Source organism: Shinella sp. BE166 (assembly GCF_051201095.1).
Lineage (GTDB): Bacteria > Pseudomonadota > Alphaproteobacteria > Rhizobiales > Rhizobiaceae > Shinella > Shinella lacus.
The window spans coordinates 75,309-101,119 of record NZ_JBPEHL010000006.1 but is presented as its reverse complement, the minus strand read 5'-3'; the positions used below and the strand labels follow the sequence as shown (position 1 = coordinate 101,119).

Genomic DNA, 25,811 nt, shown 5'->3' with positions numbered 1-25,811 from the left:
GTCAGTCCAGCCTCAGGACGATCTTGCCGAAGATCTGGCGCGATTCCATGCGCTCCAAAGCGGTCGCAATACCGTCGAAGGTGATTTCGGTGTCGATGACCGGGTGCACGAGGCCACGCGCCATCTTCTGCATGGCGTTCGCCATGTTCTCCATGCGGCAGCCGAAGGAGCCGAGCAGCTTCAACTGCTGCTGGAAGAGCATCATCAGGTTCATGTCTGTCGAGATGCCCGAGGTGGAGCCGCAGGTGACGAGACGCCCGCCGCGCTTCATGCAGAGCATCGAGCCCGCCCAGGTGTCCTTGCCGACATGTTCGAAAACGACGTCGACGCCCTTCTTCTTGGTCAGCTTGCGCACGACGCCTTCAAAACGGTCTTCGCGGTAGTTGATGACATGGTCGGCGCCGAGCGCCTTGGCCCGTTCAATCTTGTCATTCGAGCCGACGGTGGTGATGACGGTGCAGCCGATCTTCTTGGCAAGCTGGATGGCGGCCGAGCCGATGCCGGAGCCGCCGGCATGGACGAGGATCGTCTCGCCCGGTTCGAGCTTGGCATTGTCGAACAGCATGTGCTCGACCGTGCCGAAGGTGACGGGGGCGAGCGCGGCCGCGACCGCATCCACGCCGGGCGGTGCCGGCACGAGCAGGCGGGCGGGAAGGTTCACTTTCTCCTGCGCGAACCCATCGAGATGGAAGCCATGCACGCCGCCGACATGTTCGCAGAGATTGTCGCGGCCTTCGCGGCAGGGCTTGCAAAGCCCGCAGGTTCGCGCGCCATAGATCGAGACGAGCTGGCCGGGCAACACGCTGGAGACGCCTGGGCCGAGCGTCTCGACGACGCCGGCGGCTTCCGCGCCGATGACCAGCGGCATCTTGCGCTTGGCGAAGGCCATGCCGCGCCAGCCCCAGACGTCGATATGGTTGAGCGCCACGGCTTTCACGCGCAACGTGACCTCGCCGGGACCGGGTGCGTCCGGTTCCGGAATGTCGGTCAGTTCAAGCTTGCGGTCGTCAAGAAGCTGCAGGGCGCGCATGGTAAAATTCCTATCAGGCCGGTTCGGCCGTCATGACGAGGCTGGCGTTCTGGCCGCCGAAGCCGAAGGAGTTGGAGAGAACCGCGGTGACGCGCGCATCGCGCTTCACGTTCGGCACGACGTCGAGAACGATCGCCGGGTCGGGGTTCGTGTAGTTGATGGTCGGCGGCAGCGTGCCGGTCAGCATGGTCTGGATGGAGAACACCGCCTCGACGGCACCCGCCGCCGTCAGCGTATGGCCGATCATCGACTTGTTGGACGAGACCGGAATGCCCGCCAGCTTCTCGCCGAAGACGGTCGACATGGAGAGATATTCCATCTTGTCGTTTTCCGGCGTCGAAGTGCCGTGCGCATTGATATAGCCGATGCCGCTCTCGTCGATGCCGGCGTCTTCCAGTGCGGCACGAATCGTCGCAATCGCCGGGCCGCCATCCGGCGAGGAGCGCGTGCGGTGGAAATGGTCGGCCTTCTCGCCGCAGCCCTTGAGGATGCCGAGCACCTTGGCGCCGCGCGCGATGGCGGATTCCAGCGATTCCAGCACGAGCGTCGCAGCACCCTCGGCGATGACGAAGCCGTCGCGGTCCTTGCTGAAGGGTTTTGAGGCCCTGGTCGGCGGGTCGTTCTGCGTCGAAAGCGCGGAAAGCAGCGCGAAACGGATCAGCGCCTCGGCCGTTACCGAACCATCGGTGCCGACAGTGAGCGCACGGTCGGTACGGCCCTGCCGGATGGCTTCCACGCCGAGCTGAATGGCGGTGGCGCCGGAGGCGCAAGCCGTGGAGAGCGTGACCGGCAGCCCGCGTGTGCCAAAACGGTCGGCAAGGCGCTCGGAGATCGCCCCAAAAGCCCAGGCCTCGTGCAGGGCAGGCTCTGGCTTTCCGCGCAGCACGGAAAGGAAGCGGTCATAGGCATCACCCGGACGCTGCGACGGCGGCGCACGGTCGGCGAGCGCGAAGCGGTCGCTCCAGTCGGGCTCGATCGGCGGTGCGGCGAGGAAGAGCGGGCCGCCGAAGTCGCCGGAAAGGCCGGCCTGCGCCAAAGCCTCGTCCGTCGTCTCACGGGCATAGGCGAAGGAACGCTCGACCGGGTTTTCGACGGGAAGGTCGATGAAATCGACGGTGCCGGAAATGCGGGTGTTGAGCCCTTCGACGGGAAAACGCGTGATGCCGTGGATGCCCGACACGCCGCCGGTCAGCGCCGCCCAGTTGTCCTGAAGCCCCTGCCCGAGCGAGGTGATGACGCCCATGCCGGTAATGGCGACGATCGGGCGACCGAGATGATCCCTGTAAGCGGCTTTCGTCATGGCCGTAACCTCACTTCTCTGCGACAAGAATTGCGACGCCCTCGCCGCGCGAATGGCCGACCGTCGTGACGACAGCGGCGCGCGCCGGCGCGCTCATCGCCGCCTCGGCCGCCGCATCGAACGGAGCGACCTTGAGGCCCGCGCCGAGCGTCAGCGCGGCAAGCGCCAGGCCGAGCGGAAACTGCGCTTCGAGCGCCTGGCCGGTGACGGCGCTGAAGCCGCGCACCGGGCTGCCGGGAAAGCGTTGGTCGAGCCAGGCTTTTTCCCGCGCCGTCGGGCCGTGCTGGCCGGAAGCACCGGAGAAGACCAGAGTGTCGGCGCCCGTCGCAGCGCCCTCGGCCAATTGGTCGAGGCGGGCTTCAAGCCGTCCCTCATCACGCGCCCCGCGGTCGCCGCCGATAGCGTCGATCGTCGCATAGATGCGCGCATTGCGGGCCTCGGCATGCGCCCGGGATTCGAGGATCAGGAAAGCTGCCGCCGTGCCGGTGATGATGCCGCCGCCGGCATCCTCGTCGCGCGACCAGAGCGGGGCCCAGCCGCCGGTCGCATGCGCGCCGATCGCCTCATAGAGCAGGATGACATCCTGCCGCTCGGCAACCAGTGCGCTGCCGACGAGCGTATGCGTCGACTGGCCGGAGCGGATGCGGTGGAAGGCGGTCTCGACGGCGCTGATGCCGGCCGCCTCTTCGCCCATGAAGGTGCGCGACGAGCCAGTGACCTTGTGCACGATGGAAATATTGCCGGCGAGCAGGTTGGAAAGCTGCGCGAGGAACAGCGTCGGACGCAGCTCGGTGGTCAGCTTCTCGTTGAGCAGCCGCTCACGATCGTTGCGCTTCAGGCCCTCGTCGACGATCAGGGAATCGACCGCGATGTCGCGCTCGCCGCCGCCGGCCGCCACGATCATGTCCATCGTGCCGCAGGCGTCCGCATCGTCCTTGAAGCCGGCATCGTCCAGCGCAAGGCCGGCAGTGAAGACGCCGAGACGCTGCCAGTTCTCCATCTGGCGCTGGTCGCCGCGCTTGGGGATCTGCTGGTTCCAGTCGATCTCCGGCATCGGATGCACCGGATAGGGCGCGAACCGTTCCGTCTCGATCTTCAGGTCCGGCGCCGTCGCGGCACCGAGGATCGCCACATGCGCCTCCGCCCCAACACCCTGACAGGTGACGATGCCGACGCCCGTGATCACCACATCGTTGTTCGCCATGCTCACTTTCCTTCCGCAGACGCCTCGAGCGCCTCGAACAAACCCACCTCGCCCGCGCGCTTGCGCACGATATCGCCGAGCGGCACCTCGGCAAACGGCACGGTGCGCAGCTTCAGCTGCGCGTCGCAGATCTTCTTGCCGGCCGACGTGATCTTCGCCTTGGTCACGGCATAACCCGACCCGTCATGCTCCAGCACGGCCTCGATGTCGAGCACCGCATCGGGCTCGACGAAGGCGCGCATCTTGGCGCCGTCGACGGTCATCAGGAAAGGCATGGCGGCAAAATCCGTCGCCGCCAGCACGAGGAAGCCGGAGGCCTGTGCCATCGTCTCGATGAGAAGCACGCCGGGAACGAGCGGCATGCCGGGGAAATGGCCTTCGAAGACGGGGCTTTGCGCGGGCACGACCGAGCGGGCCGTAAGCCTGCGGCGCGCGCCGTCGACGGCTTCCACGCGATCGATCATCTGGAAATATTCGAGCAGCATCGGGATATCACCTGCGGCGGGGTCCGGAAATCGAAAGGCCTGCCGAAGTCGGCAGGCCGCGAGCCAAAGGCACCGGGATCGTCCAGTCAATCCCGCCGAGGCGGGCGCCGTAACCTCAAGCCTTGGCGGCGCGAAGCTCGTCGATCTTGGCGCAGAGGTTCTTCAGGACGAAATACTCTTCCGTCGCGACCTTGCCTTCGTTGACTTCCTGCGTCCACTGTTCCAGCGGGATCTTGATGCCGAATTCCTTGTCGATCGCGAAGACGATGTCGAGGAAGTCCAGGCTGTCGATGCCGAGATCGTCGATCGTGTGGCTGTCAGGCGTGATCGTCTCGCGATCGATCTCGCTGGTCTCAGCAATGATGTCGGCAACCTTGTCGAATGTAGCAGTCACGCCCATACCTCATGAATCTATAGTCGCGCGATCCTATAGGGAAAACGGACGCAATTGCCAATGGGGTTTGATGAGGGCCCTGCGCAGTCGGCGCTGCTGTGTTGCGCAAACAGCATGGCGCAACCGCTGGTCAGACCGCGATGGAATGCCGGCCGCGGCCGCTGGCGAGATGCGCGTCGAAGACGGCGGCGACCGTGCGGGCAAAAGGCCGCCCCGCCGCGGTCAGCAGGAAGCGCTCCCCCTCGATGCGGCAGAGGCCGTCCCTGTCGGCGGCCGCAAAGCCGGTCGCCTCCGCGCGGATCGTGCGGCGAAAGGCCGGCGGTACATCCGCGAAGGCAAAACCGAAATCGCACATGACCCGTTCTATGACGAAGGCGCGGGCGCGATCCTCCTCCGTCAGTGCATAACCCCGCACCGCCGCAAGGCCACCCTCCTCCACCCGGCGCAGATATTCGCCCGTCGCCGGCATGTTCTGGATATAGCCCTGGGGAAGCTGGCCGATGGAAGAGGCGCCGAGGCCGAGCAGTGCATCCGCCTGGTCATCGGTATAACCCTGGAAATTGCGCCGCAGCGTGCCTTGCCGCGCCGCAAGGGCAAGCCGGTCCGCCGGCAGCGCGAAGTGGTCGATGCCGATTGCCTCATAGCCCACCGCCACCAGCATCTCCGCCGCCATCGTCATCTGATGGAACCGCGCGACAATGCCCGGCAGTACCGCCTCGTCGATCATCGTCTGATGCTTCTTCATCCACGGCACATGGGCATAGCCAAAGAGCGCGATACGATCGGGCGCCAGCGAGATGACCGCACGCACGGTTTCCGCCAGCGTTTCCATCGTCTGGTACGGCAACCCGTAGAGAATGTCGCAATTGACCGAGCGCACGCCCCGCGCCCGCGCCGCTTCCACCACGCCGCGCGTCTGTTCGAAGGTCTGGATGCGGTTGATCGCTTTCTGCACCTTGGGATCGAAATCCTGGATGCCGAGGCTGGCACGCGTCATGCCGATTTCGGAAAGCGCATCATGGCGGGCCTCGTCAAGATCGTTCGGGTCCATCTCCAAGGAAATTTCCGCATCGCTCGCGAAGGCGAAGTTCTGCGCCAAACAGTGCTTGAGCGCGATCATGTCCTCCGGCCGCAGCAAGGTCGGTGAGCCGCCGCCGAAATGCAGCGCGGTGACGGGTGCATCGTGCGAAACGCAGGCGCCGACCGCGGCGATTTCGGCGTGGAGCCCCTTCAGATAGGCCTCGACCGGCTCGTAACGCAGCGTCTGCTTCGTGTGGCAGGCGCAGAACCAGCAGAGCCGGTCGCAATAGGGAATGTGGGCATAGAGCGACAGCCGACTGTCCCGCCCGAGCAGGCGGAGCCAGTCCGCATAGGCCTCCGTGCCGATACTATCGTTGAAATGCGGCGCGGTCGGATAGCTTGTATAACGCGGCACCGGCGACGAAAGGCGTTTCACGAGTTCGTCCTGCATGGTCATCTCCTTGCTCGCCAAGGCAAATAAACCTGAAATGACCGCCGCCATTTGATTTTGATCAAGTGAAAGCCGGAATGACTGGTCTAGGATTTGACAATAGTCAGGAAGCGCCATTTTGCCGCGAGGCGGCACGCTTTATGTTGCTGTCTGCGTGCGGTAGCACCGCGATATGCGCCGCAAGGCGAAAGGAAACCGATATGGAAATTCGCCGCCAAGATATCCATAATTCCGATATCCCGCTTGTCTGCCGCGCCTGCGAGGCGCGCCATGGCGGCGTATGCGGCGTGCTGACGGCCGAGCAGCTCACCGAGCTCAACAAACATTCCTCCCGCCACCGGCTGGACAGCGGCGCCGAGGTGATCGGCCAGGGCGAGACGGTGGTGAACTATTCCAACATCATGCGCGGCGTGGTGAAGCTAACGAAGGTGATGGCGGACGGCCGTCAGCAGATCGTCGGCCTGCAGTTCGCGCCCGATTTCCTCGGCCGCCCGTTCCTCGCCGAAAGCGCGATCTCCGCGGAAGCGGCGACCGAAAGCGAGATCTGCAATTTCCCGCGCAACGTGCTCGACCGGCTGGTCAAGAGGACGCCGGAGCTGGAGCACCGGCTGCACCAGCAGGCGCTGAAGGAGCTGGACGAGGCGCGCGACTGGATGCTGACGCTCGGCCGCAAGTCGGCGCAGGAGAAGGTCGCGAGCTTCCTCTACCTCATCGCCACCCATATCGACCCGGAAAGCGTCGACATGTCTTCGTTCGACCTGCCGCTGTCACGCGCCGATATCGCCGATTTCCTCGGGCTGACGATCGAAACCGTCAGCCGCCAGTTCACCAAGCTGCGCAAGGAAAACGTCATCCGCATCGAGAACAACCGCCACGTCACGGTTCCCGACATGGACCGTCTGATGCGCCACGCCGGCAACGACTGACGCTATCCCTTAGAGTCAGCGCGTGATGACGATGCGCGTGTTGGAAAGCCCGCTGCGGTTTGCCATCTGGTAGAACGTCGCCGCATTGTCCGGCGAGAGCCGCACGCAGCCATGCGAGGCCGGCCGGCCCAGGCGCTTGGTCTCGTAGGTCGCGTGCACCGCATATCCCCCCTTGAAGAAGATCGCGAAGGGCATGGGCGCATTGTTGTATTTGCGCGAACGATGGTTGCGCGAGGCCCATTTCGCGCTCCAGGCGCCCGTCGGCGTGCCATAGCCCTTGCGGCCGGTGGAGACGCGCCAGCGGTGCTTTACCACGCCGTTCTGAGTAACGGTCATGGTTTGCGAAGAAAGGCTGATCTGTGCGGTAATGTTGGCGGCAAGTGCGGTCTGGGTTTGAAACAGTACAAGAAGGAATGCGACTGCGGTCGCAAATAACTTACGCATGACTTCCCCTCAAAACGATTGGGCATGGCTTGAACGCCATGTCTCACAGCGAGACAGAATATAGACGTTTCAGCCTTCCGCAATATTGACGGGGGTGGCGAAAAGAAAACGAAGTTAAGCTGTAAAATTTTAGTGAAGTGCTGTCCGGCCGCTCAAAGCAGAGCGGAAAGAAGCGCTGCCAGCAATACAACGCCCGCAAGAGCAGCGCAGGCCGCGGAAAATATCCGCAAGGACAGATCGATATCCGCGATCGTCGCCACGGTGCGGCCGCTCGCATTCATCATCGGCTCATCGACGCGCGTGCCGCCATAGATGCGCGGGCCGGCGAGGCCAACGCCCAGCGCCCCGGCCATGGCGGCTTCCGGCCAGCCGGAATTCGGCGAGCGATGCAGGCCGCTGTCGCGCAGCGCCGTGCCGATTGCCGCCCGCGCCGCCGCCCGGCTTTTGCGCAGCCAGGCGCCAGCGGCGATGAAGGCGATCGACAGGCGCGCGGCCGGCCAGTTGGCGAGGTCGTCGAGCCGCGCGGAGGCCCAGCCGAAATCGAGATATTTCGCGTTCTTGTGGCCGATCATCGAATCCGCCGTGTTCAGCATCTTGTAGGCGAAGAGGCCCGGCAGGCCGAGCAGCGCATACCAGAGGGCCGGCGCTACGACGCCGTCGGAAAAGTTCTCCGCGAGGCTTTCGATACCCGCCCGGCAGACCGCCGGTTCGTCGAGCGTCGCCGGATCGCGCCCGACGATCATCGACACCGCTTGCCGCCCGCCCTCCAGCCCGCCGCGCTTGAGGCCGCTGGAGACGGCACGCACGTGATCGTAGAGGCTCTTCTGGGCTAGGAAGATCGCGACGACGACGATCTCGACGATCGCACCGACGATCCCAAGGGGTCCGAGAAGCCGATGCACGAGGACACCCAGGAAGACGCTCGCGGCAAGCAGCACGGCAATCCCGACCGCGCCATTAAAACGCTTGGTATCGGCAGAGAGGCGTTTTCCGTTGAAGAGCTTGTCCATCAGCCCGATCGCGCGGCCGAACAGCACGACGGGATGCGGCACGCGGCGCCACAGCTTTTCCGGATCGCCGACGAGGCGATCCAGCACGAGGGCTAAGAACAGCAGGAAAAGCGTCTCCGTCATCGACCGGCCATCCCCTCCGCCAGCGCCGCGGCAAGCCGGGCATCCCCTGCGGCATCCGGCGTCAGGCCGAAGCGCAGCCAGCGCGGATTGTAGTCGAACGGCCTGACAAGGATATGGCGGCGGCAGAGCGCTTCGTGGAGGGCTGCGGCATCTGCATGCTCGACCAACGAAAAGAGACCGGTGCCGCCTACGACGTCAAGGCCCGCGCCGGTGAGTGTCGCATCGAGCGCCGCCTTGCGCGCCGCGATGGAGCGGCCGATGACGGTGGTGTCGGACCCCATCAGGCGGGTTGCGATGGTGAGCGCCGGGCCGGAGACGGCCCAGGGGCCGAGCCCGTCCTCGATACGCTCGACCACCGCCGTCTCGCCGATCACGAAGCCGAGGCGCAGGCCTGCGAGGCCGAAAAACTTGCCGAAGGAGCGGAAGACGAGAAGACCGGGTCTGCCTTCGCCGGCAAGCGGCGCGATGCAGGTTTCCGGGCGCATATCGCCAAAGGCCTCGTCGACAACCAGCAGACCACCCTCGCCCGCGACGCGGGCATGCAGGTCGAGCAGCGTCTCGCGCGAAAACAGGCGGCCGTCCGGGTTGTTCGGATTGACGACGATGACGAGGCCGTGCGCACTCGTCACCTCACCGGGGCTGGTGATGCGATCCACCGGCACGCCGGCATTGCCGAGCACGCGGGCATATTCGCCATAGGTCGGCGAAAACACGGCGGCACGGCGGCCGGCGGCGACGAGGCGCGGCAGCAGCTGAATGACGGATTGCGTGCCGGGAACCGGGAGCGGCAGCGCATCGGGCGTGCCGTAGTAGCGGGCGGCGGCGGCGCGGGTTTCGTCCTGCCGGTGGCGATCCGGCAGGCGGTGCCAGGCGGCGACATCGACCTCGGGGAGCACGGCGGGAATGGGGTTGATGCCAGTGGAAAGGTCAAGCCAATCCTCCGGCCGGCCACCGAAGCGTGCCGCCGCCGCGGCAATGCCGCCGCCATGCACGATACGCGGCGCGGTCATGCCGCCTCCGGCGCGAGATCGATCAGGTGCATGTAGGAACCGCTGACGGCGCCGCGCCGCAGCCCGGCCTCGCCGAGGTCGTCGCCCATCGCGTCCGTCACGGCAAACAGGCGCTGCGCCTCCCCTTCATGCACGACAGTCGAATAATGGAATTCATGCGCCGTCATCGGCGCGGCAAACCCGCTGCCTTCAAGCGGCGTGACACGGCGATAGCCGAGATGGCGGCGGCGTTCGGCAAAGCTGGTGACGAGCGGCAGCAGGCCGAGCATCTCGTAGCGCGCGCCATCCGCCACAACCAGAGCCTCCCCCAAAGCCATGTACCCCCCGCATTCACCATAGATCCGCGCGCCCTGCCGCGCGGCCGCCTGCATGCCTAGGCGGAAATGGCCGGCATTGGCAAGAGCCGGCCCGTGCAGTTCCGGATAGCCGCCGGGCAGATAGACCGCATCCGCATCGGCCGCCGGCGCCTCGTCGGCCAAAGGCGAGAAGAAGGAGAGGCTTGCACCGGCCCCGCGCCAGCCGATCAGCAGGTGCTCGTAGGTGAAGGCGAAGGCGACGTCCTGGGCAATCGCGATACGTTGACCGAGCGGCGGCAGACTTGAGACGGACGGCGCCGGAGCCTGCAAAGTACGGGTCTCCGCCACCGAAACCAGCCGGTCGAGATCGCAGCAGCGCTTCACGACATCCGCCGCATGCGCGATAAAACTTTCCAGCCTGCCATGCTCGCCGGCCTGCACGAGGCCGAGATGGCGCTCCGGCAGGGCGAGCGCCGGATCGCGCTCCAGCACGCCAAAAATCTCGATGCCGCTTGCCTCCAGCGCGCCGCGCAGCATCGCCTCATGCCTGACGCTGCCGACCTTGTTGAGGATGACGCCGGCAACCTGGATATCGCGGCGGAAATCCCGGTAGCCCAGCACCATCGCCGCGACCGACTGCGACAGGCGGCTGCAATCGACAACAAGCACGACCGGCAGGCCGAGCGTCGCCGCAAGGTCGGCCGGCGCACCGGTGCCGTCGGCGGCGCCGTCGAAGAGGCCCATCATCGCCTCGATCAGCAGGAAATCGCCCGCGCCGGCCTGCGTAGCGGCATGGTCCCGGATCAGTTCCGGGCGCATGGCCCAGGGATCGTAGTTGAGGCAGGGCTTGCGGCTGGCGGCGGCGTGGAAGGCCGGGTCGATATAGTCCGGCCCCGCCTTGCCGGAGACGAGGCTGAGGCCGGCATCGGCCAGCGCGCGCGCCAGTCCCAGCGTCACCGTCGTCTTGCCGGAGCCGGACGCGGGCGCGGCGATGAGCAATCCGCTCATGCCTGGTCCTTCATCTCGTGCGAGCGAAACGGATCGGGTGCCAAATTGCGGCCCGCCGTCAGGGCGCCGAGCCAGTCGAGCGAGGGCCGCAGCCGCACGACCTCGCCGACAACGACGATGGCAGGCGGCTCGATGCCGGCGGCGGCGACATCGGCCTCGGCGCGGGCGAGCGTCGTTTCCAGCACCTGCTGTTCGGCGGTCGCGGCATTGCAGACGAATGCAACCGGCTCATCCGGCGAGCGCCCTCCGGCGATGAGGTTGGCGGCGATCTGGCCGATATGTTTCATCGCCATATACATGACGATGACAGGAGAGCCCTTGGCGATGCCTTCCCAGTTGATGCGGTCCGGCACGAGGCCGGAGGAATCATGGCCGGTCAGGAAGGTGACGGCGTGGTTGACCTCCCGGTGGGTGACTGGGATGCCGGCATAGGCAAGCCCGCCGATGCCCGCCGTGATGCCCGGCACGATGCGGAAAGGAATGCCGTGTTCGACCAGCGTCAGCGCCTCCTCGCCGCCGCGCCCGAAGACGAAGGGATCGCCACCCTTCAGCCGCAGCACGCGGTGGCCGGCGCGGGCAAGCTCGACGAGCCGCAGCGAAATGTCTCGCTGCTTGTGCGAGGGTTTGCCTCCGCGTTTGCCAGCAAATTCCAGCACGGCACCGGGGCGTGCGAGCGACAGGCACTCGGCATTGACCAGCGCATCATGCACGATGACATCCGCCTGCTGGAGCGCATTGGCGGCATGCAGCGTCAGCAGGCCCGGATCACCCGGCCCGGCGCCGACGAGCCAGACGCTGCCTTTTTCCATCGACGGGAGGGCGGAAAACAGGGTCTGCATCAGGCGTGGTCCCGGCTTGAATCAAGGGAAGAGGAGACGGAATCACTTCCAGAGGAAACCCCAGCAAACGATTGGAAAGATTCCGCAATCGCCACGGTCGCATGCGCCGATTTCGTTTTCTCCACGATCAGCCGGCCGCCTGCCCCGGCCTGCGCCAGCGCCGCCGCCTCGGCGACACCGTGGCAGCCCGTATGGGCGAAGACGATCGGCGACGGATTGGCAAGCCGCGGCGTCTCTGCCTCAAGGCGTGCGGCCGGGAAGGTCACGAGGGGAGCCGAAAAATGGCGGGCAACGGCGTGCATGGCCGGCTCATCAGCCCGCACGTCCAGCGTCGCAACGAAGGCGACGTCCTCGGGGCACGCGACGACCGACATGGCAAGATCGATGAGTTCGGCGGGGGGCGTGCCACGTTCGCAGCCGAGGCCGAGCACGAGCGATCGTCGTCCGGCGTCCCGTGATGTGGCCTCTTGGCGCATTGGCGGTCTCTCGCAAAATTCAACGCGAAAGGGCCCGGCCATGCCGTCTCCGACAGTTCCGGATGAAGCCCCGTCTTGGTCGGCCGCACCGGACACCGCTCGGCCCGCCAGGCGGGCACCGTCGCACCTTCCTTAGTACCGGAGGGCGCAAGGCCGGTCAAATCGGATTGCGCCAGCGACCATGCCGGATGCGGCATGCCTCAAATGGTTTGCAGATTGGCGAGGACGATCTCCCGCCAGATGCGCGTCGGCGACACCCAGGCGTCCGGCGCGTTGTAATTGCCGGAGAAAATGACGCAGGCGAGATCCGCATCCGGCATCAGCCACAGCCGCTGGCCGCCATTGCCGAAGCCGGCCACCCAAGGCCGCACCTCGCCGAAAGCCGGCACAAATGCCGCGTCGGTGAACCAGAAACGGCCATAACCAAGCCCGTCATCAGTCGGGACAACCCGGGCACATGATGTCTCGATCCAGTCTCGCGAAACGATCTGCCGGTCGCCGGCAAGACCATTGTCCAGCACCATCTGGCCGATCCGCAGCAGATCCCCCGGCCGCAGGCGGAGGCCGGATGCGGGGGACGCAACGCCGTCGCGTCCGCTCATCCATTCGAAATCCAGGATGCCGAGTGGTGCAAACAGCGCGTCGCGGGCAAAATCCTCGATCCGGAGACCTGTCCCACGCTCGATCACCGCGCCCACCAGCGCCGTCGCGCCACCCGAATAGACCCAGCGCGTGCCGGGCGCATGCAAAACCGGTTGCGCCAGCACGAAACGATAGCGGTCCGGCGCATTTTCCATCGCGATCTCGCTGTTCAGCGGATCGGCATAGGAGCGGTATTCGTCCCATTCGAGCCCGAGCGTCATGGTCAGCGCATGCTCGATCGTCAGGCCCGCGCGCACCGGATCGGCCGCAAGGTCGGAATATTCCGGAAACTGCCCAAGAAGAGATGCCTCAGGCGGCGGCACGAGGCCGCGATCGAGCGCTATGCCGTAAAGCAGGCCGACCACGCTCTTCGTCACCGAACGCAGGTCATGCAGCGTCCCGGCATCGAAGGCAACGGTGCCGAGCGGCATGCCCCAGCTCTCATCCGGCGCCTCGCGATAATGCTCCAGCACCAGCTTGCCGCGGCGGCTGACCAACACGGCATGCACATCGCGGATCAGGCCCGATTCGATGCCGGCCAGAAGTTTCCGCTCCAGCCCGGCGGAAAATCCGAGGTCTTCTGCCGCAGCCCTTTCCAACGCGCCCATAGATCCGTTCATGTCCACCCTCTCTTTCGCCACGCAGCACTCTACATACGCACCACCAGCCTGTTTGATCCGCGTTGCGCGAAACGCACAAGAGGCCTGGCAACGTCAGGCTTTGCTTTTGCCGCGCAGTCTGACAGAAGACCAGCCACGTCTCTCCCTCGCGCCCACCGAGTCCCGTCTTGGCCGATATCGCCCCTCAGATCCTGTTCTTCCTGTTTCTTGCCGCCTTCCTCGCCGGTTTCATCGATTCCATTGCGGGCGGCGGCGGCATGATCACCATTCCCGCCATGCTGATCGCCGGCATTCCGCCGCTCGAATCGCTCGGCACGAACAAGCTGCAATCGCTGTTCGGCTCCGGCTCGGCGACGCTTGCCTATGCCCGCGCCGGCCACGTGCGGCTCAGCGAACAGTTGCCGATGGCGGCCCTTTCGGCGTTCGGCGCGGTCTTCGGCGCGCTGCTCGCCACCATCGTTCCGGGCGACGTGCTGAAGGCGGTGCTGCCCTTCCTGCTGGTAGCGATCGCCGTCTATTTCGGGCTGAAGCCGAATATCGGCGATGTCGACAAACACCGCCGCATGGGCGTCTTCCTGTTCACCGTCACCATCGTGCCGCTGATCGGCTTCTATGACGGCGTGTTCGGCCCGGGCACCGGCTCATTCTTCATGCTGGCCTTCGTGACGCTCGCCGGCTTCGGCGTGCTAAAGGCGACCGCGCACACGAAGCTTTTGAACTTCGGCTCGAATGTCGGCGCCTTCGTCGTCTTCCTGTTCTATGGCGTCGTGCTGTGGAAGGTCGGCCTGGCGATGGGTGTCGGGCAGTTCCTCGGCGCGCAGGTCGGCTCGCGCGTGGCGATGAAGGTCGGCGCGAAGGTCATCAAGCCCCTCCTCGTCGTCACCTCCGTGGCACTCGCGATCCGCCTCATGGCCGATCCGAGCCATCCGATCCGCGTCTGGCTCGGCTGGTAGCGTTTTAGTACTCGACGCCCTGCTGGGCCTTGATGCCCGAGCGGAAGGGGTGCTTCAGAAGCTCCATCTCGGTCGCAAGATCGGCGATCTCGATCAGCTCTTCCTTGGCGTTGCGGCCGGTCAGCACCACATGGGTCATGTGCGGCTTTTCGGCTTGCAGGAACGCGATCACGTCCTTCACGTCAATATAGTCGTAGCGCAGCGCGATGTTGATCTCGTCGAGCAGCACCATGGAGTTGCGCTCGTCGCGGATCAGTTCCTTCGCCTTTTCCCAGGCCTTTTCCGCCATCGCGATGTCGCGAGCGCGGTCCTGCGTTTCCCAGGTAAAGCCTTCGCCGAGCGTGTAGAATTGGCAGATATCGGAGAAATGCGCCTCGATCAGGTCACGCTCGCCCGTCGCCCAGGCACCCTTGATGAACTGCACGACGGCGCAGGGCTTCTTGTGCGCGATATGGCGGAAGATCATGCCGAAGCCGGCGGTCGATTTGCCCTTGCCCTTGCCGGTATGGACGATCACCAGGCCCTTCTCGTCCGTCTTCGTCGCCATGATCTTTTCGCGCGCATGTTTCTTCTTCGCCATCTTTTCCGAGTGGCGGGCGAGTTCGGCTTCGCTCATGCCGGCGGTTTCGTCATGGTTCTCGGTCATAGCTCTTCCCTTTGCATCGATTGTCTTCACGAGGCCTTGCGCCGGCCCAGCCTATCGAGATCATAGCGCGCCGAATTCGACCGCGGTGTCCAGAGCCGCCGGTCGATCGCCTCGGCAAAACGCGCCGCCATTTCGGCGAGCGCCGCCGGGTTCTTCTCCAGCAGGAAATCGCGAACCCGCTCGTCGAGCACATAGGCCTGGTAGGCGGCCTCGAAATGATGGTCCTTCACGGCACCCGTCGTGGCGGCGAAAGCGAACATGAAATCGACCGTCGCAGCGATCTCGAAGGCACCCTTGTAACCATGGCGCATGACGCCGTCGATCCATTTCGGATTGACCACCCGGGCGCGCACAACACGGCCGATCTCGTCCTCCAGCGTGCGCACCACCGGCTTTTCCGGCCGCGACAGGTCGTTGTGGTAGATCACGGGCTGCTTGCCGGAGAAATGCTCCACGGTGGCCGCCATGCCACCCTCGAACTGGTAATATTCGTCGCTGTCTAGCAGGTCGTGCTCGCGGCTGTCCTGGTTCTGCACGACCGCCTGCAGGCTCGTCATGCGCGCCTCCAGCCGTTCGCGCATCGGCACGCCGTCGCTCTCGCCGTCATAGGCATGCGCGCCCCATTCGAGCCACGCCTCGGCAAGGTCGCCCCGATCGGTCCACAGGCCCTCGTCCATCATCGTCTGGAGCCCGGCGCCATAGCCGCCGGATTTCGCGCCAAAAATCCGGAAACCCGCTTGCTTCATCGCCTCCGCGTCCGACGCCCCCTTCGCGGCGAGCGCTGCCGCCTCGGTGCGCATGCGCGCGGCAATCGGATTGTCCGCATCGTCCTCGTCGAGCGCACCCACGGCGCGCACGGCCCGGTCGAACAGCGCGATCTGCTCCGGAAAGGCATCGCGGAAGAAGCCGGAAATGCGCAGCGTCACGTCGACGCGCGGATGGCGCAGCATGGCGGGCGGGATGATCTCGAAGCCGGTAACGCGGCGCGAGGCCATGTCCCAGGTCGGCTTCACGCCGATCAGCGCCATGGCCTGCGCGATGTCATCGCCGCCCGTGCGCATGTTGGAGGTGCCCCAAGCCGTGATGCCGAAGGCCGTCGGCCATTCGCCATGGTCCTGCGCATAGCGGGTGACCAGCAGTTCTGCGGACTTTTTGCCGAGCTCCCAGGCCGCCGGCGTCGGCACCGCGCGGCTGTCGACCGAGTAGAAATTGCGCCCCGTCGGCAGAACATCCGGCCGCCCACGCGTCGGCGCGCCGGAGGGGCCGGGTTCGATGAAGCGACCGTCGAGACCCCGCATCAGCGCCGTGATCTCCGCCGCGCCGCAGGCGGCGATGGCCGGGCCAATGGTGCTTTCGATCGTGTCGAGCACGGCGCGGGTGGCGTGCCAATTTTCCGGGCAAGGGAACGTGCCGTCCACCAACTTTGCGGCAAGCAGTTCGATGCGCTCCACCGTATCGCCCTTGCTGCGCCATTGGGCGTCGGACTGGGCTTCGAGGATTTGCGGGCGCGGGCCGGTCCACGGGTCCGAGGGGATGCAGTCGAGCGGGTCGAAGGTGTGCCGTGGGGCACCCCCCTCTGCCCTGCCGGGCATCTCCCCCTCAAGGGGGGAGATCGATGGAGGAGAGGTCTCCTTCAAATCCCGCGTAGGCGCGGCGGCAGATGCAGTTGGTGCTGAAGAAACAGGGCGTCGCCTCCTGCCGATCTCCCCCCTTGAGGGCGAGATGGCCGGCAGGCCAGAGGGGGGTGTCCCACCACCCAACGCATCCTCCGCAATCGCCCGCTGCAAGCTCGCCTCGCCACCCTCGCCAAGGCCGCGCGGCACGCGGGCGAGGGCCACGGTCAGGTCGGTGAGGAGGCGTCCCGTCGGCGAGACGCCGAAGACGTGCAGGCCGTCGCGGATCTGCATTTCCTTGAGGTCGCAGAGATAGGCGTCGAGTTTTTGCAGCGCCGCCTCTTCGCCGTCCGAGCGGGCGATGCCAGCGTCGCGGTCGAGGCCGATGTCGCGCACGAGGTCGAGGATCTGCTTCGTCAGCAGCTTGATGCGCCGCGGGTCGCCCCCCGATGCCTCGTAATATTCGTCGACCAACGCTTCCAGGTCCTTCAGCGGACCATAGGTCTCCGCGCGGGTCAGCGGCGGCGTCAAGTGGTCGATGATGACGGCGGCAGAACGGCGCTTGGCCTGCGTACCCTCACCCGGATCGTTGACGATGAAGGGATAGAGATGCGGCACGGGACCGAGCACCGCTTCCGGATAGCAGCTCTCCGACAGCGCCAGCGCCTTGCCCGGCAGCCATTCGAGATTGCCATGTTTGCCCATGTGTACGATGGCGTGTGCACCATAGTGCTGGCGGAGGAACGCGTAGAAGGCGAGATAACCATGCGACGGGACGAGGTCCGGCGAATGATACGTGTCCTTCGGATCGATATTGTAGCCGCGCGCCGGCTGGATGCCGACCAGCGTCTCGCCGAAGCGGGCAAGCGGCAGGGCGAAGACGTCGCCGGTGACGAAGGGATCGTCTTCCGGCAGGCCCCAGCGGTCCGTCATCTCGGCTTGAATCTGCGCGGGAAGAGCGGCGAAGAACGCCTTGTATTGATTCAACGAAAGCGTTTCGCGGATTTCCCGGCCGTCGCTTGCCGCATTCGTCGGGCCGGCCATCAGGTGTGCGATCAGCGCGTCGCCATCGGCCGGCAGGTCGGCGATCGCATAACCCTCCGCCGCCATGGCGCGCAGCACTTCCATCGTGCCGGCGGGCGTATCGAGGCCGACGCCGTTGCCGAGGCGGCCGTCGCGGTTCGGATAGTTCGCCATAACGATGGCGATGCGCCGTTCAGCCGGTTTTGCGCGCCGCAGCCGCGCCCAGCCGGCGGCAAGCCGCGCAACGAAACGGATGCGATCCTCCACCGGATCAAGACTGACAATATTCGTTTCGACACGCTCGTCATAGCGCGCCGCCGCCTTGAAGGAGACGGCGCGGCTGAGCACGCGACCATCCACCTCCGGCAGTGAGACGTTCATGCCGAGATCGCGGGCCGTCAGGCCCTGCCCCGACGCCTCCCAGGCCGCCCGTGACGACCCGGAGAAAATGGCTTGCAGCACCGGCGCGCCGGTCTCGTCGAGCACCGTCGGCTTGCGCCCGGCGCCCGGCGCGGAGACGGCAAAACTCGTGGCATTCAGCACGACCTCCGGCTGGATTGCCGCGAAGGCCGCCCGCACCGTCTCGATGGAGGCCGGCTCCTTGAGGCTGGAGACGAAGAGCGGCAAGGCGCGCACGCCTTCGGCCGCCAGTGCTTCGATCAACATTTCAACGGGACGTGTCTCGCCGCTCTGGACATAGGCGCGGTAGAAGGAGATTGCAGCGGTCGGGGGTTCGAGTCCTGGTGGGACCACCATGGGAGCCGATACTCTCCGCCATTCATCGATATCAACGACACCCCGCCCCGGCCACCAGATGCCGGCCTTCTCCAGCGGCGTCGCGGCGTCGGGCTTCTCGCCGCCGAAGACCAGCGCATCGGCATAGGCGAGGAAGCGCTCGGCATTGTCCGCCCCGCCCTCGTTCAGATAGGCCCAGAGATGTTGGCGGTCCGCATCATCGATGCGGTTGAACGGTAAGATGCCTTCGTCCGGCCGATCGTCGCCGGGCAGTGCAACGAGCGTGATGCCATTGGCCACCGCCGTCGCCAGCAGGGCTTCCAGCACGTAGCGGAAATAGCTGGCACCGCCGAGGGCACGGATAACGATGAGCTTGGCGTGGCGCGCGGTGCGATCGATATAGGTATCGACCGACATCGGATGCGAGAGCGTCGCGAGGCTGGCAAGGCGCAGCCGCGCTTGCGTATTCCGCCCGCGATGGGCGGCGGCGATGGCAGCGAGTTCGGTATCGGCGGCGGAGAGGAAGAGGATGTCGCCCGGCGTCTGGCCGAGGTCGATCGCCTCTTTGCCGTCGGCGATGGTTCCCTTCTGGGCTAGCAGGAGGTGCATGCGGCGCCCCCCGATTGCCGGCGTGCAGTGGCGTTGGGTCCTCGGGTCAAGCCCGAGGATGACGGAGGGTGTCGAGACGACGTGCCCGAATGGAGACGTCTCTTCCGCAAGCACAGGGAACCATCCCTTGGAAGACGAACCCCACGATTGGCCGACAGCCTCCCCTCCCCACCGTCATCCTCGGGCTTGACCCGAGGATTCACCGCCGCGGCAAACCGCGCCCGAAGCGCCGAAGAGAGGGACTGCTGCATCCTCATGCCGAAATCACACCGCCGCGGCGATGGCCGCGCGCACGGCCGCTTCGTCCATGTCGTGCAGGCCGATGACGACGAAGCGGGTGCCGCGGTTTTCGCCCGGCGTCCAGGCGCGTTCGAAATAGCTGTCGATGCGGCTGCCGACGGCCTGGACAAGCAGGCGCAGCGGCTTGCCGGGCACATCGGCAAAACCCTTGAGGCGCAGCACGTCGTGTTCGGCGATCACGCCCTTGAGGCGCTCGATGAAGACGGCCGGGTCGGCAATGGCACCGAGTTCCACGACAAAACTGTCGAACTCGTCGTGGTCGTGCTCCTCGCCGTTCTCATGCTCCAGTTCATGGTGCGACTTGCGGTTGGCGATGTCGTCTTCCGTGCCGATGCCGAGGCCGAGCAGCACGGCGGCGGCGACTTCACCGTTCTTCGCCTCGATCATCGTGGGCTTGCGAACCGTGCGGGAGGCGACTTCGTCGCGCACGATCTGGAGGCCGGCGGCGTCGATCAGGTCCGTCTTGTTGAGAATGATGAGGTCGGCGGCCGTGAGCTGATCCTCGAACAGTTCTTCGAGCGGGCTTTCGTGGTCGAGGTTGTCGTCCTCGACGCGCAAAGCATCCACCTTGTCATGATCGTCGGCAAAGCGCCCGGCGGCGACGGCGGCGCTGTCCACCACGGTGATGACACCGTCGACCGTCACCTGCGTCTTGATTTCCGGCCAGTTGAAGGCGGCGACGAGCGGCTGCGGCAAAGCGAGGCCGGAGGTCTCGATGACGATGTGGTCCGGGCGGTTTTCGCGCTCCAGCAGCTTCGACATGGTGGGGATGAAATCGTCCGCGACGGTGCAGCAGATACAGCCGTTGGTGAGTTCGATGATATCGTCCTCGGTGCAGGCTTCCGCACCGCAACCCTTCAGCACGTCGCCGTCCACGCCGAGATCGCCGAACTCGTTGATGATGAGCGCGATGCGTTTTCCGCCGGCGTTCTGCAGCAGGTTGCGGATCAGCGTCGTCTTGCCCGCGCCGAGGAAGCCGGTGATGACGGTGGCGGGGATTTTCTGTTGCAGCATGACTCAACCCTTCATTTTCAGCGGCAATCCGGCCGCGACGAAATAGACTTCTGGCACGAGGGCGGCCACTTGCTGGTGGAGCCGCCCGGCATGGTCGCGGAATTCGCGCGCCATGCGGTTTTCCGGCACGATGCCGAGGCCGACCTCGTTGGAAACGAAGACCAGCCGGCCCGGCGCGCCGTCGATCGCTTCCGCGAGGCCGGCAAATTCCGCGGCCATGTCGCGTTCCTCCAGCATCAGGTTGGTGACCCAGAGCGTCAGGCAATCGACGAGTATCGCCCGGTCCGCTCGTGCCAAACCCCTGATACGGGCGGCGAGCGCAAGCGGCTCCTCATGGGTTTGCCAGCCGTCGCCGCGATCCTCGCGGTGTTTGGCGATGCGCTGGCGCATCTCATCGTCCCATGCGCGGCCGGTGGCGATGTAATGACGCGAAAGGCCGGTCTCGGCGACCAGCCTTTCGGCAAAAGCGGATTTTCCGGAACGCGCACCGCCCAGAACCAGGACGGCTCCGGGCGATGTCTGTGCCATATCAGGCGGCCTTGGCGATCTTCTCGTTGGCAAAACCCAGCGAGAGGCCGAGCACGATCCAGAAGAACAGCGTCGTGGCCAGCGCCGCGACGGCGAACTCCGCGCCGAGAACGGCCGGAACATTGCTGGAAATGTCGCCCGGCTGCGGCGCGCCGTAGACCTGCGGCGCCGCAATCAGCACGATGCCGGCGATCTTGGCGACGATGCCGTCCTTGAGGAAGAGCAGGTAAAGCCCCGCCGCCGAAAGCACGATGGTCGCAACCCACCAGACCTGGCGGTCGCCGAGATCGGCGGCCGGGAAGCCCGGAAGTTCCGGCGGCAGGCCGATGGCCGGCAGCATGTGCACGGCAAGCCAGCCGGCTGCACCCCACAGCGCACCGTTCGCCACCGTGATCGGATGGCCGGAAACGAGGCTGAAGCCGGCGAGCAGCAGGGCAAAGCCCGAGCCGGTCACGAGGTTTGCCAGCAGCGTGCCGGAGAACCGGCTCATGCCGAACATGATGCCGCCCTCTTCGTGCTCTTCGCCCTCATGGGCGTAGGCGACGGAGATCGGCGAGAAGGACGAAGCCACATCCAGAAGGACGTCGCCGAGCGACGAATGCTCCTGCGTCTGGGTGGCGCCATCGGTGGAGGGCGTGGTGCCTTCGGTGGCCGGCGCGGTTTCGCCGCCGCCCTCGAATTCCTCCGCATGGAGAATGAGCGGCACGACTCGCGCCTCCTGGGCGGCTGTCATGAGCACGCCGGAGAACAGCCCGGCCACCAGGGCGGCCAGGAGATAACGAACGATCATGTCAAAAACTCCTTAGTGGCAGGGAAAGCCGTAGGAGTGACGGGTGTCGTGCGCCGTGTCGTGCAGCACGGCCGAATTCGCGAGGCCCGCGCCGAACACCAAGAAAGCGCCGATCAGAAGCGCGAAAACGCCGGCAACAAGGCGGTCGTTTGCGGAAAGGGTAACAGAAGACGTTGAAGAAACAGCCATGACAACCTCCGTGCAGGCGTTGGGGAAGCCCCTCCCCAGGTCGGGCGAAATGCCCTCATCGGCTGGCAGGTCTCCTGGCTCGCGGCGTCCGGCGTTTTTCAACGCCTGCGGAACATTCTCACCTTCCCGGGCAAAAGCATCGCAAAAGGGTGGACGATTCGTAGACAGAGAGGCGTCCGGCCCCGGCTTATCGCGATGCCACCCAGTGGCTTTTCCGGCTGGTTTCCCCGGCACGGCCTGAAGCACCATTGCTTCCTCCCGCACGCAGATCCTGCCCTCCAGATGAACGTCCCTCGCCACTCTACAGTCGCGGGGTCGGCCGTGATTGCAGCGCCCTATTTGGGTCCGCCGCGTCACATTCCCATTTACTCCCCGATCCGTTTCCGGACCCGGGAACCATCCAATAATCCGGATGATTATGCTTCCGCATCGCGCAAGTCAATCGATCGGCAGCGGCATCGCCTGTGCTGAAACCGCCGTCGCCCGCTCAATAGCCCGGAATGATCACCAGACCGCCGCCATCGTTGTAGTAGCTGTCGCCGCGGTATTCGCGCTCTTCATAGTACCCGTCGACCGGGCCTTCGAGCACGTCATAGTCCTGCTGGTAGCGGCGTTGGCGGTTCTGGCGAGCCTCGGCATATTGCGCGGCCTGCCGCAGCGCGCGGTATTGCGGACGCGACAGGTAGCCATCGGCGCGATAGCCGGAAGAACCCTGCCAGGCGGCGATCGCCGAGCGGGTGCGCGGGCCGAAGACGCCGTCGACGCCGTAGGTATTGTAGCCGAGCGCGCTCAGGAAACGCTGGGCCTGCACGCGAATCGACCGGTCCATATAGGCCTCGCGGGGATCGACGATCGGCCGCTCCTCGATGGCCTGGCGCTCGGTGTCGATAATGGCCGTCTCGGTTTCCTGTTTCGGCGTCACGGCCTCCTCGCGCTTGGTATCGGCAAGAGCTGCGAGCCGTTCGCGGGCATCCCCAACGAAACGACCATTCGGATATTCGTCGAGATAGGCCTGGAACGATTCCTGCGTGCCGCCGAGCACGGCCTTCTCGAAGGTCTCTTCCTCGCGCTTCTTCGCGTCGTCGGCGCGCTCGATGGCGAGGCCGCGGTCCTTGCGCTCGGCGTCCTTTGTCTCGGTTTCGCGGGTGGCGGTCGCGGCTTCGCCGGTGTCGGCCCCCTCGGCTTCGGCATTGTCGGTGTCCGCCTGCTTTGCGGCTTCAGCAGCCTCTTCGGCGCGTTTTTCAGCCTCTTCGGCAAGGCGGGCGGCTTCCGCAGCCTTGGCCTCGGCATCCGCCGCAGCGCGTGCCGCTTCGGCCTTCAGCTTCTCCACTTCCGCGGCCTTTTCTTCCGCAAGCTTGCGCGCGGCGGCGGCCTCTTCCTGGATGCGGGCCTTTTCTTCGGCCGCGGCCTTCTCGGTCTCGATGCGCTTGGCTTCGGCCTCGCGGCGGGCGGTGGCTTCCTCTTCGGCCCGCGCCTTCTGCGCGGCCGCAGCCTCTTCGGCCTTCTGGCGTTCGGCTTCCGCCTTCAGGCGCGCCGTCTCTTCGGCCTTCGCCTTGTCCGCAGCCGCCTGGGCCTCTGCCTTCAGGCGCTCGGCCTCGGCGGCCTGTTCATCGGCCAGCTTGCGCGCAGCCGCTTCCTTCTGTTCCGCTTCCGCCTTCAGGCGGGCGGCCTCTTCGGTGCGGGCTTTTTCCGCGGCCGCGGCTTCCGCCTTTGCCTTCTCCTCGGCGGCGGCCTTTTCCGCGGCCAGTGCACGGGCGGCGGTTTCTTCTTCCGCCTTCTTCGCCTCGGCTTCCGCCTTCAGGCGGGCTTCTTCCGCAGCCGCCTTAGCCTTTTCGGCTTCGGCAGCCTTCTGCGCTTCCTCTTCAGCCTTCTTGGCCTCAGCTTCCGCCTTCAGGCGTGCCGTTTCGGCCTCCGCCTTGGCTTTATCGGCCTCGGCGGCTTTTTGTGCCTCTTCTTCAGCCTTCTTCGTCTCGGCCTCCGCCTTCAGGCGCGCCGCTTCCGCATCGGCCTTCGCCTTTTCGGCTTCGGCGGTTTTCCGGGCTTCTTCCTCAGCCTTGGCCTTTTCCGCAGCCGCCTGCTCTTCCGCCTTGGCCTTTTCGGCAGCGGCCGCCTGTTCCGCCTTGGCCTTGGCGTCCGCCTCGGCCTGCTCGGTGGAGGTGCCCGTCGTCTGCTTCACCTTGGCGGCGGCCTGCAATTCGGCGATGCGCAGGCGCGCCATCGAGGCGAAAGTGCCGTTCGGATATTGCTTCAGATAGGTTTCGTACTGCGTAAGGTCGCTGCCGGCGGAAACCTTCTGCCAGAGCGAAAATTCCTCTTCCCAGCGTTTTCCGGCGCTTCCGGCTTCCTTGCCGGTGGTGGCCTGGGCGAAGGCGATTGCCGGCTGGCCTGCGAGCGTCAGCCCAACGAGGCTTGCAAGGCCGATCCTCACCAGAACGGATCGTGCGAGAGGTCCAGAACCCATAGTCGTCTCACCCTTTCGAAGGCGCTGCGCCCGGCAACCGGGCGGATTTCCATCTGTCCTCGCACCGAATTCTGGCGCAACTTTGGTGCGGCAGGCCGGTCGTCGCAGGAACCCGATGGCTGAACGTTTCAGGGGCGCGATTTAATCAGCGCTGCCTAAAAGGCGGTCGAGCCAGGCCGGGTCGAGAACGGCCTCCAGCTCTGCCGCCACGCCATCCAGCGCCATGTCGACGCCTGCCCGATAATCGAAGCCGCCACCCTCGATGCCGAAGTCGGCGAGCAGCCGCGCCCGGTAGGCATCGCTCGAAAGCAGGCCGTGCAGATAGGTGCCCATCACCCGGCCATCCGGCGAGACTGCGCCATCCGCCCGCCCGTCGATGCTGACGGCGGGACGCAGCGCATCCGGCCCGGTGGTGCGGCCGAGGTGGATTTCGTAGCCCTCCAGCGGCACGTCATATTGCAGCGAGCGGGCCGTGCTGTTGCGCACGGTCTTTTCCGGCGCCATTTCCGTTTCGACCGCCAGCAGCCCGAGGCCTTCGACCTCGCGATCGCTGCCCTCGATGCCGAGCGGATCGGTGACGCGGTGGCCCAGCATCTGGTAACCGCCGCAGATGCCGATGACGCGGCCGCCGCGGCGCATATGCATCGCGAGGTCCCTGTCCCAGCCTGCCGCGCGGAAATCGCCGAGGTCGGAAATGGTGGATTTCGAGCCGGGCAGCACGACGAGCCCGGCGTCGGCCGGAAACCGCTCGCCCGGCCGCACGAAGACAAGGTCCACCTGCGGCTCGGCCTTCAGCGGGTCGAGATCGTCGAAATTGGCAATGCGCGGCAGCACCGGCACGGCCACTTTCAAAGCGCCGCCACCGCCCTTGGCGAGCCGTTCCAGCACGACCGAATCCTCGGCCGGCAGGCGCGCGGCGTCCTTCAGCCAAGGCACGACGCCGAAACAGGGCCAGCCGGTGAAGCGGCCGATCTCGGTAATGCCGTCGTCGAACAGCGTCACGTCCCCGCGGAACTTGTTGATGAGGTAGCCGGTCACCATGCGCCGGTCTTCCTCCGGCAGGATGGCATGCGTGCCGACCAGCGAGGCGATCACGCCGCCGCGGTCGATGTCGCCGACGAGCACGACCGGCACATTGGCGCGTGTCGCAAAACCCATATTGGCGATGTCGCCGGCCCGGAGGTTGATTTCCGCCGGCGAGCCCGCGCCTTCGACGACGACGAGATCGGCACCGTCCGAAACGATCCCGAAACTTTCCAGCACCGCATCCATCAGCTTCGGTTTGAGCGCCTGGTAGTCCCGCCCCTTCGCCTGGCCGAAGACTTTTCCCTGCACGATGATCTGGCTGCCGACGTCGGATTGCGGCTTCAGCAGCACCGGGTTCATATGCACGGAGGACGGCACGCGGGCGGCGAGCGATTGCAGCCATTGCGCGCGGCCGATCTCGCCGCCATCGGCGGAAACGGCGGCATTGTTCGACATGTTCTGCGGCTTGAACGGGCGCACCTTGAGGCCGCGGTTCGCGGCGATGCGGCAGAGCCCCGCCACCAATACCGTTTTTCCGACATCGGAGCCGGTTCCCTGCAGCATGATCGTTCTTGTCATGCCATCCCCCTAGCATTCCGCCCCGTCGCCGAAAAGCCCTGATTTACCGCAATTCCGCCCCAATTTG

The 25,811-nt window shown here is 65.8% G+C and carries 23 protein-coding genes and 1 riboswitch; of the genes, 2 read left to right on the top strand and 21 right to left on the bottom strand.

Features of this window, described 5'->3' with window-relative positions; all coding sequences use genetic code 11:
* Window position 1 precedes the first annotated feature (1 nt).
* The 6 genes from J2Y63_RS16855 to hemN all read right to left on the bottom strand — a co-directional run bounded on the left by J2Y63_RS16855 (window position 2) and on the right by hemN (window position 5,884).
* The gene (locus tag J2Y63_RS16855) at window positions 2–1,030 is read right to left on the bottom strand and encodes a zinc-binding dehydrogenase (protein WP_435267022.1); all 1,029 of its coding nucleotides are present in this window, start codon (window positions 1,028–1,030) and stop codon (window positions 2–4) included.
* A 13-nt stretch (window positions 1,031–1,043) separates the two neighbouring features.
* Window positions 1,044–2,330 (bottom strand): beta-ketoacyl-ACP synthase, encoded by a 1,287-nt coding sequence (locus J2Y63_RS16850; RefSeq protein ID WP_435267021.1) that lies wholly within the window; start codon window positions 2,328–2,330, stop codon window positions 1,044–1,046.
* Between the two features lie 10 nt (window positions 2,331–2,340).
* The gene (locus tag J2Y63_RS16845; RefSeq protein WP_435267020.1) at window positions 2,341–3,540 is read right to left on the bottom strand and encodes a beta-ketoacyl-ACP synthase; all 1,200 of its coding nucleotides are present in this window, start codon (window positions 3,538–3,540) and stop codon (window positions 2,341–2,343) included.
* Window positions 3,537–4,019 carry a 3-hydroxyacyl-ACP dehydratase FabZ family protein gene (locus J2Y63_RS16840; RefSeq protein WP_435267019.1) on the bottom strand — a complete coding sequence of 161 codons (483 nt, stop codon included), beginning with the start codon at window positions 4,017–4,019 and terminating at the stop codon, window positions 3,537–3,539. Before J2Y63_RS16840 ends, J2Y63_RS16845 begins: the two co-directional genes overlap by 4 nt.
* Window positions 4,020–4,134: 115 nt before the next feature.
* Window positions 4,135–4,419 carry an acyl carrier protein gene (locus J2Y63_RS16835; protein ID WP_256115503.1) on the bottom strand — a complete coding sequence of 95 codons (285 nt, stop codon included), beginning with the start codon at window positions 4,417–4,419 and terminating at the stop codon, window positions 4,135–4,137.
* Window positions 4,420–4,543: 124 nt separating this feature from the next.
* Entirely contained in the window at window positions 4,544–5,884 is a 1,341-nt protein-coding gene (gene hemN / locus J2Y63_RS16830; protein WP_435267018.1) for an oxygen-independent coproporphyrinogen III oxidase, read from the bottom strand.
* A gap of 200 nt (window positions 5,885–6,084) precedes the next feature.
* Between hemN and J2Y63_RS16825 the strand changes: the two genes are divergently transcribed.
* Complete coding sequence (locus J2Y63_RS16825) at window positions 6,085–6,810, top strand: Crp/Fnr family transcriptional regulator (RefSeq protein ID WP_256115501.1); 726 nt, start codon at window positions 6,085–6,087, stop codon at window positions 6,808–6,810.
* A gap of 15 nt (window positions 6,811–6,825) precedes the next feature.
* On the opposite strand, the gene J2Y63_RS16820 is transcribed toward J2Y63_RS16825, so the two are convergent.
* The 7 genes from J2Y63_RS16820 to J2Y63_RS16790 all read right to left on the bottom strand — a co-directional run bounded on the left by J2Y63_RS16820 (window position 6,826) and on the right by J2Y63_RS16790 (window position 13,278).
* Window positions 6,826–7,254 (bottom strand): L,D-transpeptidase, encoded by a 429-nt coding sequence (locus J2Y63_RS16820; RefSeq protein ID WP_256115500.1) that lies wholly within the window; start codon window positions 7,252–7,254, stop codon window positions 6,826–6,828.
* A 152-nt stretch (window positions 7,255–7,406) separates the two neighbouring features.
* A complete protein-coding gene (cbiB, locus tag J2Y63_RS16815; protein WP_435267017.1) occupies window positions 7,407–8,387 on the bottom strand; it encodes an adenosylcobinamide-phosphate synthase CbiB in 981 nt (326 codons plus the stop codon).
* Window positions 8,384–9,397 carry a threonine-phosphate decarboxylase CobD gene (cobD, locus tag J2Y63_RS16810; protein WP_435267016.1) on the bottom strand — a complete coding sequence of 338 codons (1,014 nt, stop codon included), beginning with the start codon at window positions 9,395–9,397 and terminating at the stop codon, window positions 8,384–8,386. Before cobD ends, cbiB begins: the two co-directional genes overlap by 4 nt.
* On the bottom strand, window positions 9,394–10,701 hold the full coding sequence (locus J2Y63_RS16805) for a cobyrinate a,c-diamide synthase (RefSeq protein ID WP_435267015.1): 1,308 nt from the start codon (window positions 10,699–10,701) through the stop codon (window positions 9,394–9,396). Before J2Y63_RS16805 ends, cobD begins: the two co-directional genes overlap by 4 nt.
* Window positions 10,698–11,540 carry a uroporphyrinogen-III C-methyltransferase gene (cobA, locus tag J2Y63_RS16800; RefSeq protein WP_435267014.1) on the bottom strand — a complete coding sequence of 281 codons (843 nt, stop codon included), beginning with the start codon at window positions 11,538–11,540 and terminating at the stop codon, window positions 10,698–10,700. The genes J2Y63_RS16805 and cobA overlap by 4 nt, the downstream gene beginning before the upstream one ends.
* Window positions 11,540–12,016, bottom strand: coding sequence for a cobalamin biosynthesis protein (locus J2Y63_RS16795; RefSeq protein ID WP_435267013.1), 477 nt, complete (start codon window positions 12,014–12,016; stop codon window positions 11,540–11,542). The genes cobA and J2Y63_RS16795 overlap by 1 nt, the downstream gene beginning before the upstream one ends.
* 200 nt (window positions 12,017–12,216) lie before the next feature.
* Window positions 12,217–13,278, bottom strand: coding sequence for a serine hydrolase domain-containing protein (locus J2Y63_RS16790; RefSeq protein ID WP_435267012.1), 1,062 nt, complete (start codon window positions 13,276–13,278; stop codon window positions 12,217–12,219).
* A gap of 167 nt (window positions 13,279–13,445) precedes the next feature.
* Here J2Y63_RS16790 and J2Y63_RS16785 point away from each other — a divergent pair, with 167 nt between their 5' ends.
* Window positions 13,446–14,231, top strand: a complete 786-nt coding sequence (locus J2Y63_RS16785) for a TSUP family transporter (protein WP_435267011.1) — start codon at window positions 13,446–13,448, stop codon at window positions 14,229–14,231.
* A gap of 4 nt (window positions 14,232–14,235) precedes the next feature.
* Here J2Y63_RS16785 and cobO read toward each other — a convergent pair whose 3' ends face one another.
* The 8 genes from cobO to J2Y63_RS16745 all read right to left on the bottom strand — a co-directional run bounded on the left by cobO (window position 14,236) and on the right by J2Y63_RS16745 (window position 25,744).
* Complete coding sequence (gene cobO, locus J2Y63_RS16780; RefSeq protein ID WP_435267010.1) at window positions 14,236–14,877, bottom strand: cob(I)yrinic acid a,c-diamide adenosyltransferase; 642 nt, start codon at window positions 14,875–14,877, stop codon at window positions 14,236–14,238.
* Window positions 14,878–14,903: 26 nt separating this feature from the next.
* A complete protein-coding gene (gene cobN / locus J2Y63_RS16775; RefSeq protein WP_435267009.1) occupies window positions 14,904–18,857 on the bottom strand; it encodes a cobaltochelatase subunit CobN in 3,954 nt (1,317 codons plus the stop codon).
* 264 nt (window positions 18,858–19,121) lie between these two features.
* Complete coding sequence (cobW, locus tag J2Y63_RS16770; RefSeq protein ID WP_435267008.1) at window positions 19,122–20,171, bottom strand: cobalamin biosynthesis protein CobW; 1,050 nt, start codon at window positions 20,169–20,171, stop codon at window positions 19,122–19,124.
* Between the two features lie 3 nt (window positions 20,172–20,174).
* Window positions 20,175–20,699 carry a bifunctional adenosylcobinamide kinase/adenosylcobinamide-phosphate guanylyltransferase gene (gene cobU / locus J2Y63_RS16765; RefSeq protein WP_435267007.1) on the bottom strand — a complete coding sequence of 175 codons (525 nt, stop codon included), beginning with the start codon at window positions 20,697–20,699 and terminating at the stop codon, window positions 20,175–20,177.
* A 1-nt stretch (window position 20,700) separates the two neighbouring features.
* Window positions 20,701–21,489 carry a CbtA family protein gene (locus J2Y63_RS16760; RefSeq protein WP_435267006.1) on the bottom strand — a complete coding sequence of 263 codons (789 nt, stop codon included), beginning with the start codon at window positions 21,487–21,489 and terminating at the stop codon, window positions 20,701–20,703.
* Between the two features lie 12 nt (window positions 21,490–21,501).
* Window positions 21,502–21,678 carry a CbtB domain-containing protein gene (locus tag J2Y63_RS16755; protein WP_256115483.1) on the bottom strand — a complete coding sequence of 59 codons (177 nt, stop codon included), beginning with the start codon at window positions 21,676–21,678 and terminating at the stop codon, window positions 21,502–21,504.
* A 47-nt stretch (window positions 21,679–21,725) separates the two neighbouring features.
* Window positions 21,726–22,094, bottom strand: a riboswitch (cobalamin riboswitch).
* Window positions 22,095–22,165: 71 nt separating this feature from the next.
* Entirely contained in the window at window positions 22,166–24,139 is a 1,974-nt protein-coding gene (locus tag J2Y63_RS16750; protein WP_435267005.1) for a peptidoglycan-binding domain-containing protein, read from the bottom strand.
* A gap of 141 nt (window positions 24,140–24,280) precedes the next feature.
* A complete protein-coding gene (locus J2Y63_RS16745) occupies window positions 24,281–25,744 on the bottom strand; it encodes a cobyric acid synthase (protein WP_435267004.1) in 1,464 nt (487 codons plus the stop codon).
* Between the last annotated feature and the right edge of the window lie 67 nt (window positions 25,745–25,811).

Excerpts from the sequence above, each read along its gene's own strand:
- cobO (WP_435267010.1), bottom strand. The coding sequence starts at position 14,877 with ATGACCGAGAACCATGACGAAACCGCCGGCATGAGCGAAGCCGAACTC.
- cobA (WP_435267014.1), bottom strand. The coding sequence starts at position 11,540 with ATGCAGACCCTGTTTTCCGCCCTCCCGTCGATGGAAAAAGGCAGCGTC.
- J2Y63_RS16790 (WP_435267012.1), bottom strand. The coding sequence starts at position 13,278 with ATGAACGGATCTATGGGCGCGTTGGAAAGGGCTGCGGCAGAAGACCTC.
- cobU (WP_435267007.1), bottom strand. The coding sequence starts at position 20,699 with ATGGCACAGACATCGCCCGGAGCCGTCCTGGTTCTGGGCGGTGCGCGT.
- cobN (WP_435267009.1), bottom strand. The coding sequence starts at position 18,857 with ATGCACCTCCTGCTAGCCCAGAAGGGAACCATCGCCGACGGCAAAGAG.
- J2Y63_RS16840 (WP_435267019.1), bottom strand. The coding sequence starts at position 4,019 with ATGCTGCTCGAATATTTCCAGATGATCGATCGCGTGGAAGCCGTCGAC.
- J2Y63_RS16795 (WP_435267013.1), bottom strand. The coding sequence starts at position 12,016 with ATGCGCCAAGAGGCCACATCACGGGACGCCGGACGACGATCGCTCGTG.
- cobW (WP_435267008.1), bottom strand. The coding sequence starts at position 20,171 with ATGCTGCAACAGAAAATCCCCGCCACCGTCATCACCGGCTTCCTCGGC.
- J2Y63_RS16855 (WP_435267022.1), bottom strand. The coding sequence starts at position 1,030 with ATGCGCGCCCTGCAGCTTCTTGACGACCGCAAGCTTGAACTGACCGAC.
- J2Y63_RS16745 (WP_435267004.1), bottom strand. The coding sequence starts at position 25,744 with ATGACAAGAACGATCATGCTGCAGGGAACCGGCTCCGATGTCGGAAAA.
- J2Y63_RS16760 (WP_435267006.1), bottom strand. The coding sequence starts at position 21,489 with ATGATCGTTCGTTATCTCCTGGCCGCCCTGGTGGCCGGGCTGTTCTCC.
- J2Y63_RS16850 (WP_435267021.1), bottom strand. The coding sequence starts at position 2,330 with ATGACGAAAGCCGCTTACAGGGATCATCTCGGTCGCCCGATCGTCGCC.
- J2Y63_RS16755 (WP_256115483.1), bottom strand. The coding sequence starts at position 21,678 with ATGGCTGTTTCTTCAACGTCTTCTGTTACCCTTTCCGCAAACGACCGC.
- cbiB (WP_435267017.1), bottom strand. The coding sequence starts at position 8,387 with ATGACGGAGACGCTTTTCCTGCTGTTCTTAGCCCTCGTGCTGGATCGC.
- J2Y63_RS16750 (WP_435267005.1), bottom strand. The coding sequence starts at position 24,139 with ATGGGTTCTGGACCTCTCGCACGATCCGTTCTGGTGAGGATCGGCCTT.
- J2Y63_RS16835 (WP_256115503.1), bottom strand. The coding sequence starts at position 4,419 with ATGGGCGTGACTGCTACATTCGACAAGGTTGCCGACATCATTGCTGAG.
- J2Y63_RS16820 (WP_256115500.1), bottom strand. The coding sequence starts at position 7,254 with ATGCGTAAGTTATTTGCGACCGCAGTCGCATTCCTTCTTGTACTGTTT.
- J2Y63_RS16825 (WP_256115501.1), top strand. The coding sequence starts at position 6,085 with ATGGAAATTCGCCGCCAAGATATCCATAATTCCGATATCCCGCTTGTC.
- hemN (WP_435267018.1), bottom strand. The coding sequence starts at position 5,884 with ATGCAGGACGAACTCGTGAAACGCCTTTCGTCGCCGGTGCCGCGTTAT.
- J2Y63_RS16805 (WP_435267015.1), bottom strand. The coding sequence starts at position 10,701 with ATGAGCGGATTGCTCATCGCCGCGCCCGCGTCCGGCTCCGGCAAGACG.
- cobD (WP_435267016.1), bottom strand. The coding sequence starts at position 9,397 with ATGACCGCGCCGCGTATCGTGCATGGCGGCGGCATTGCCGCGGCGGCG.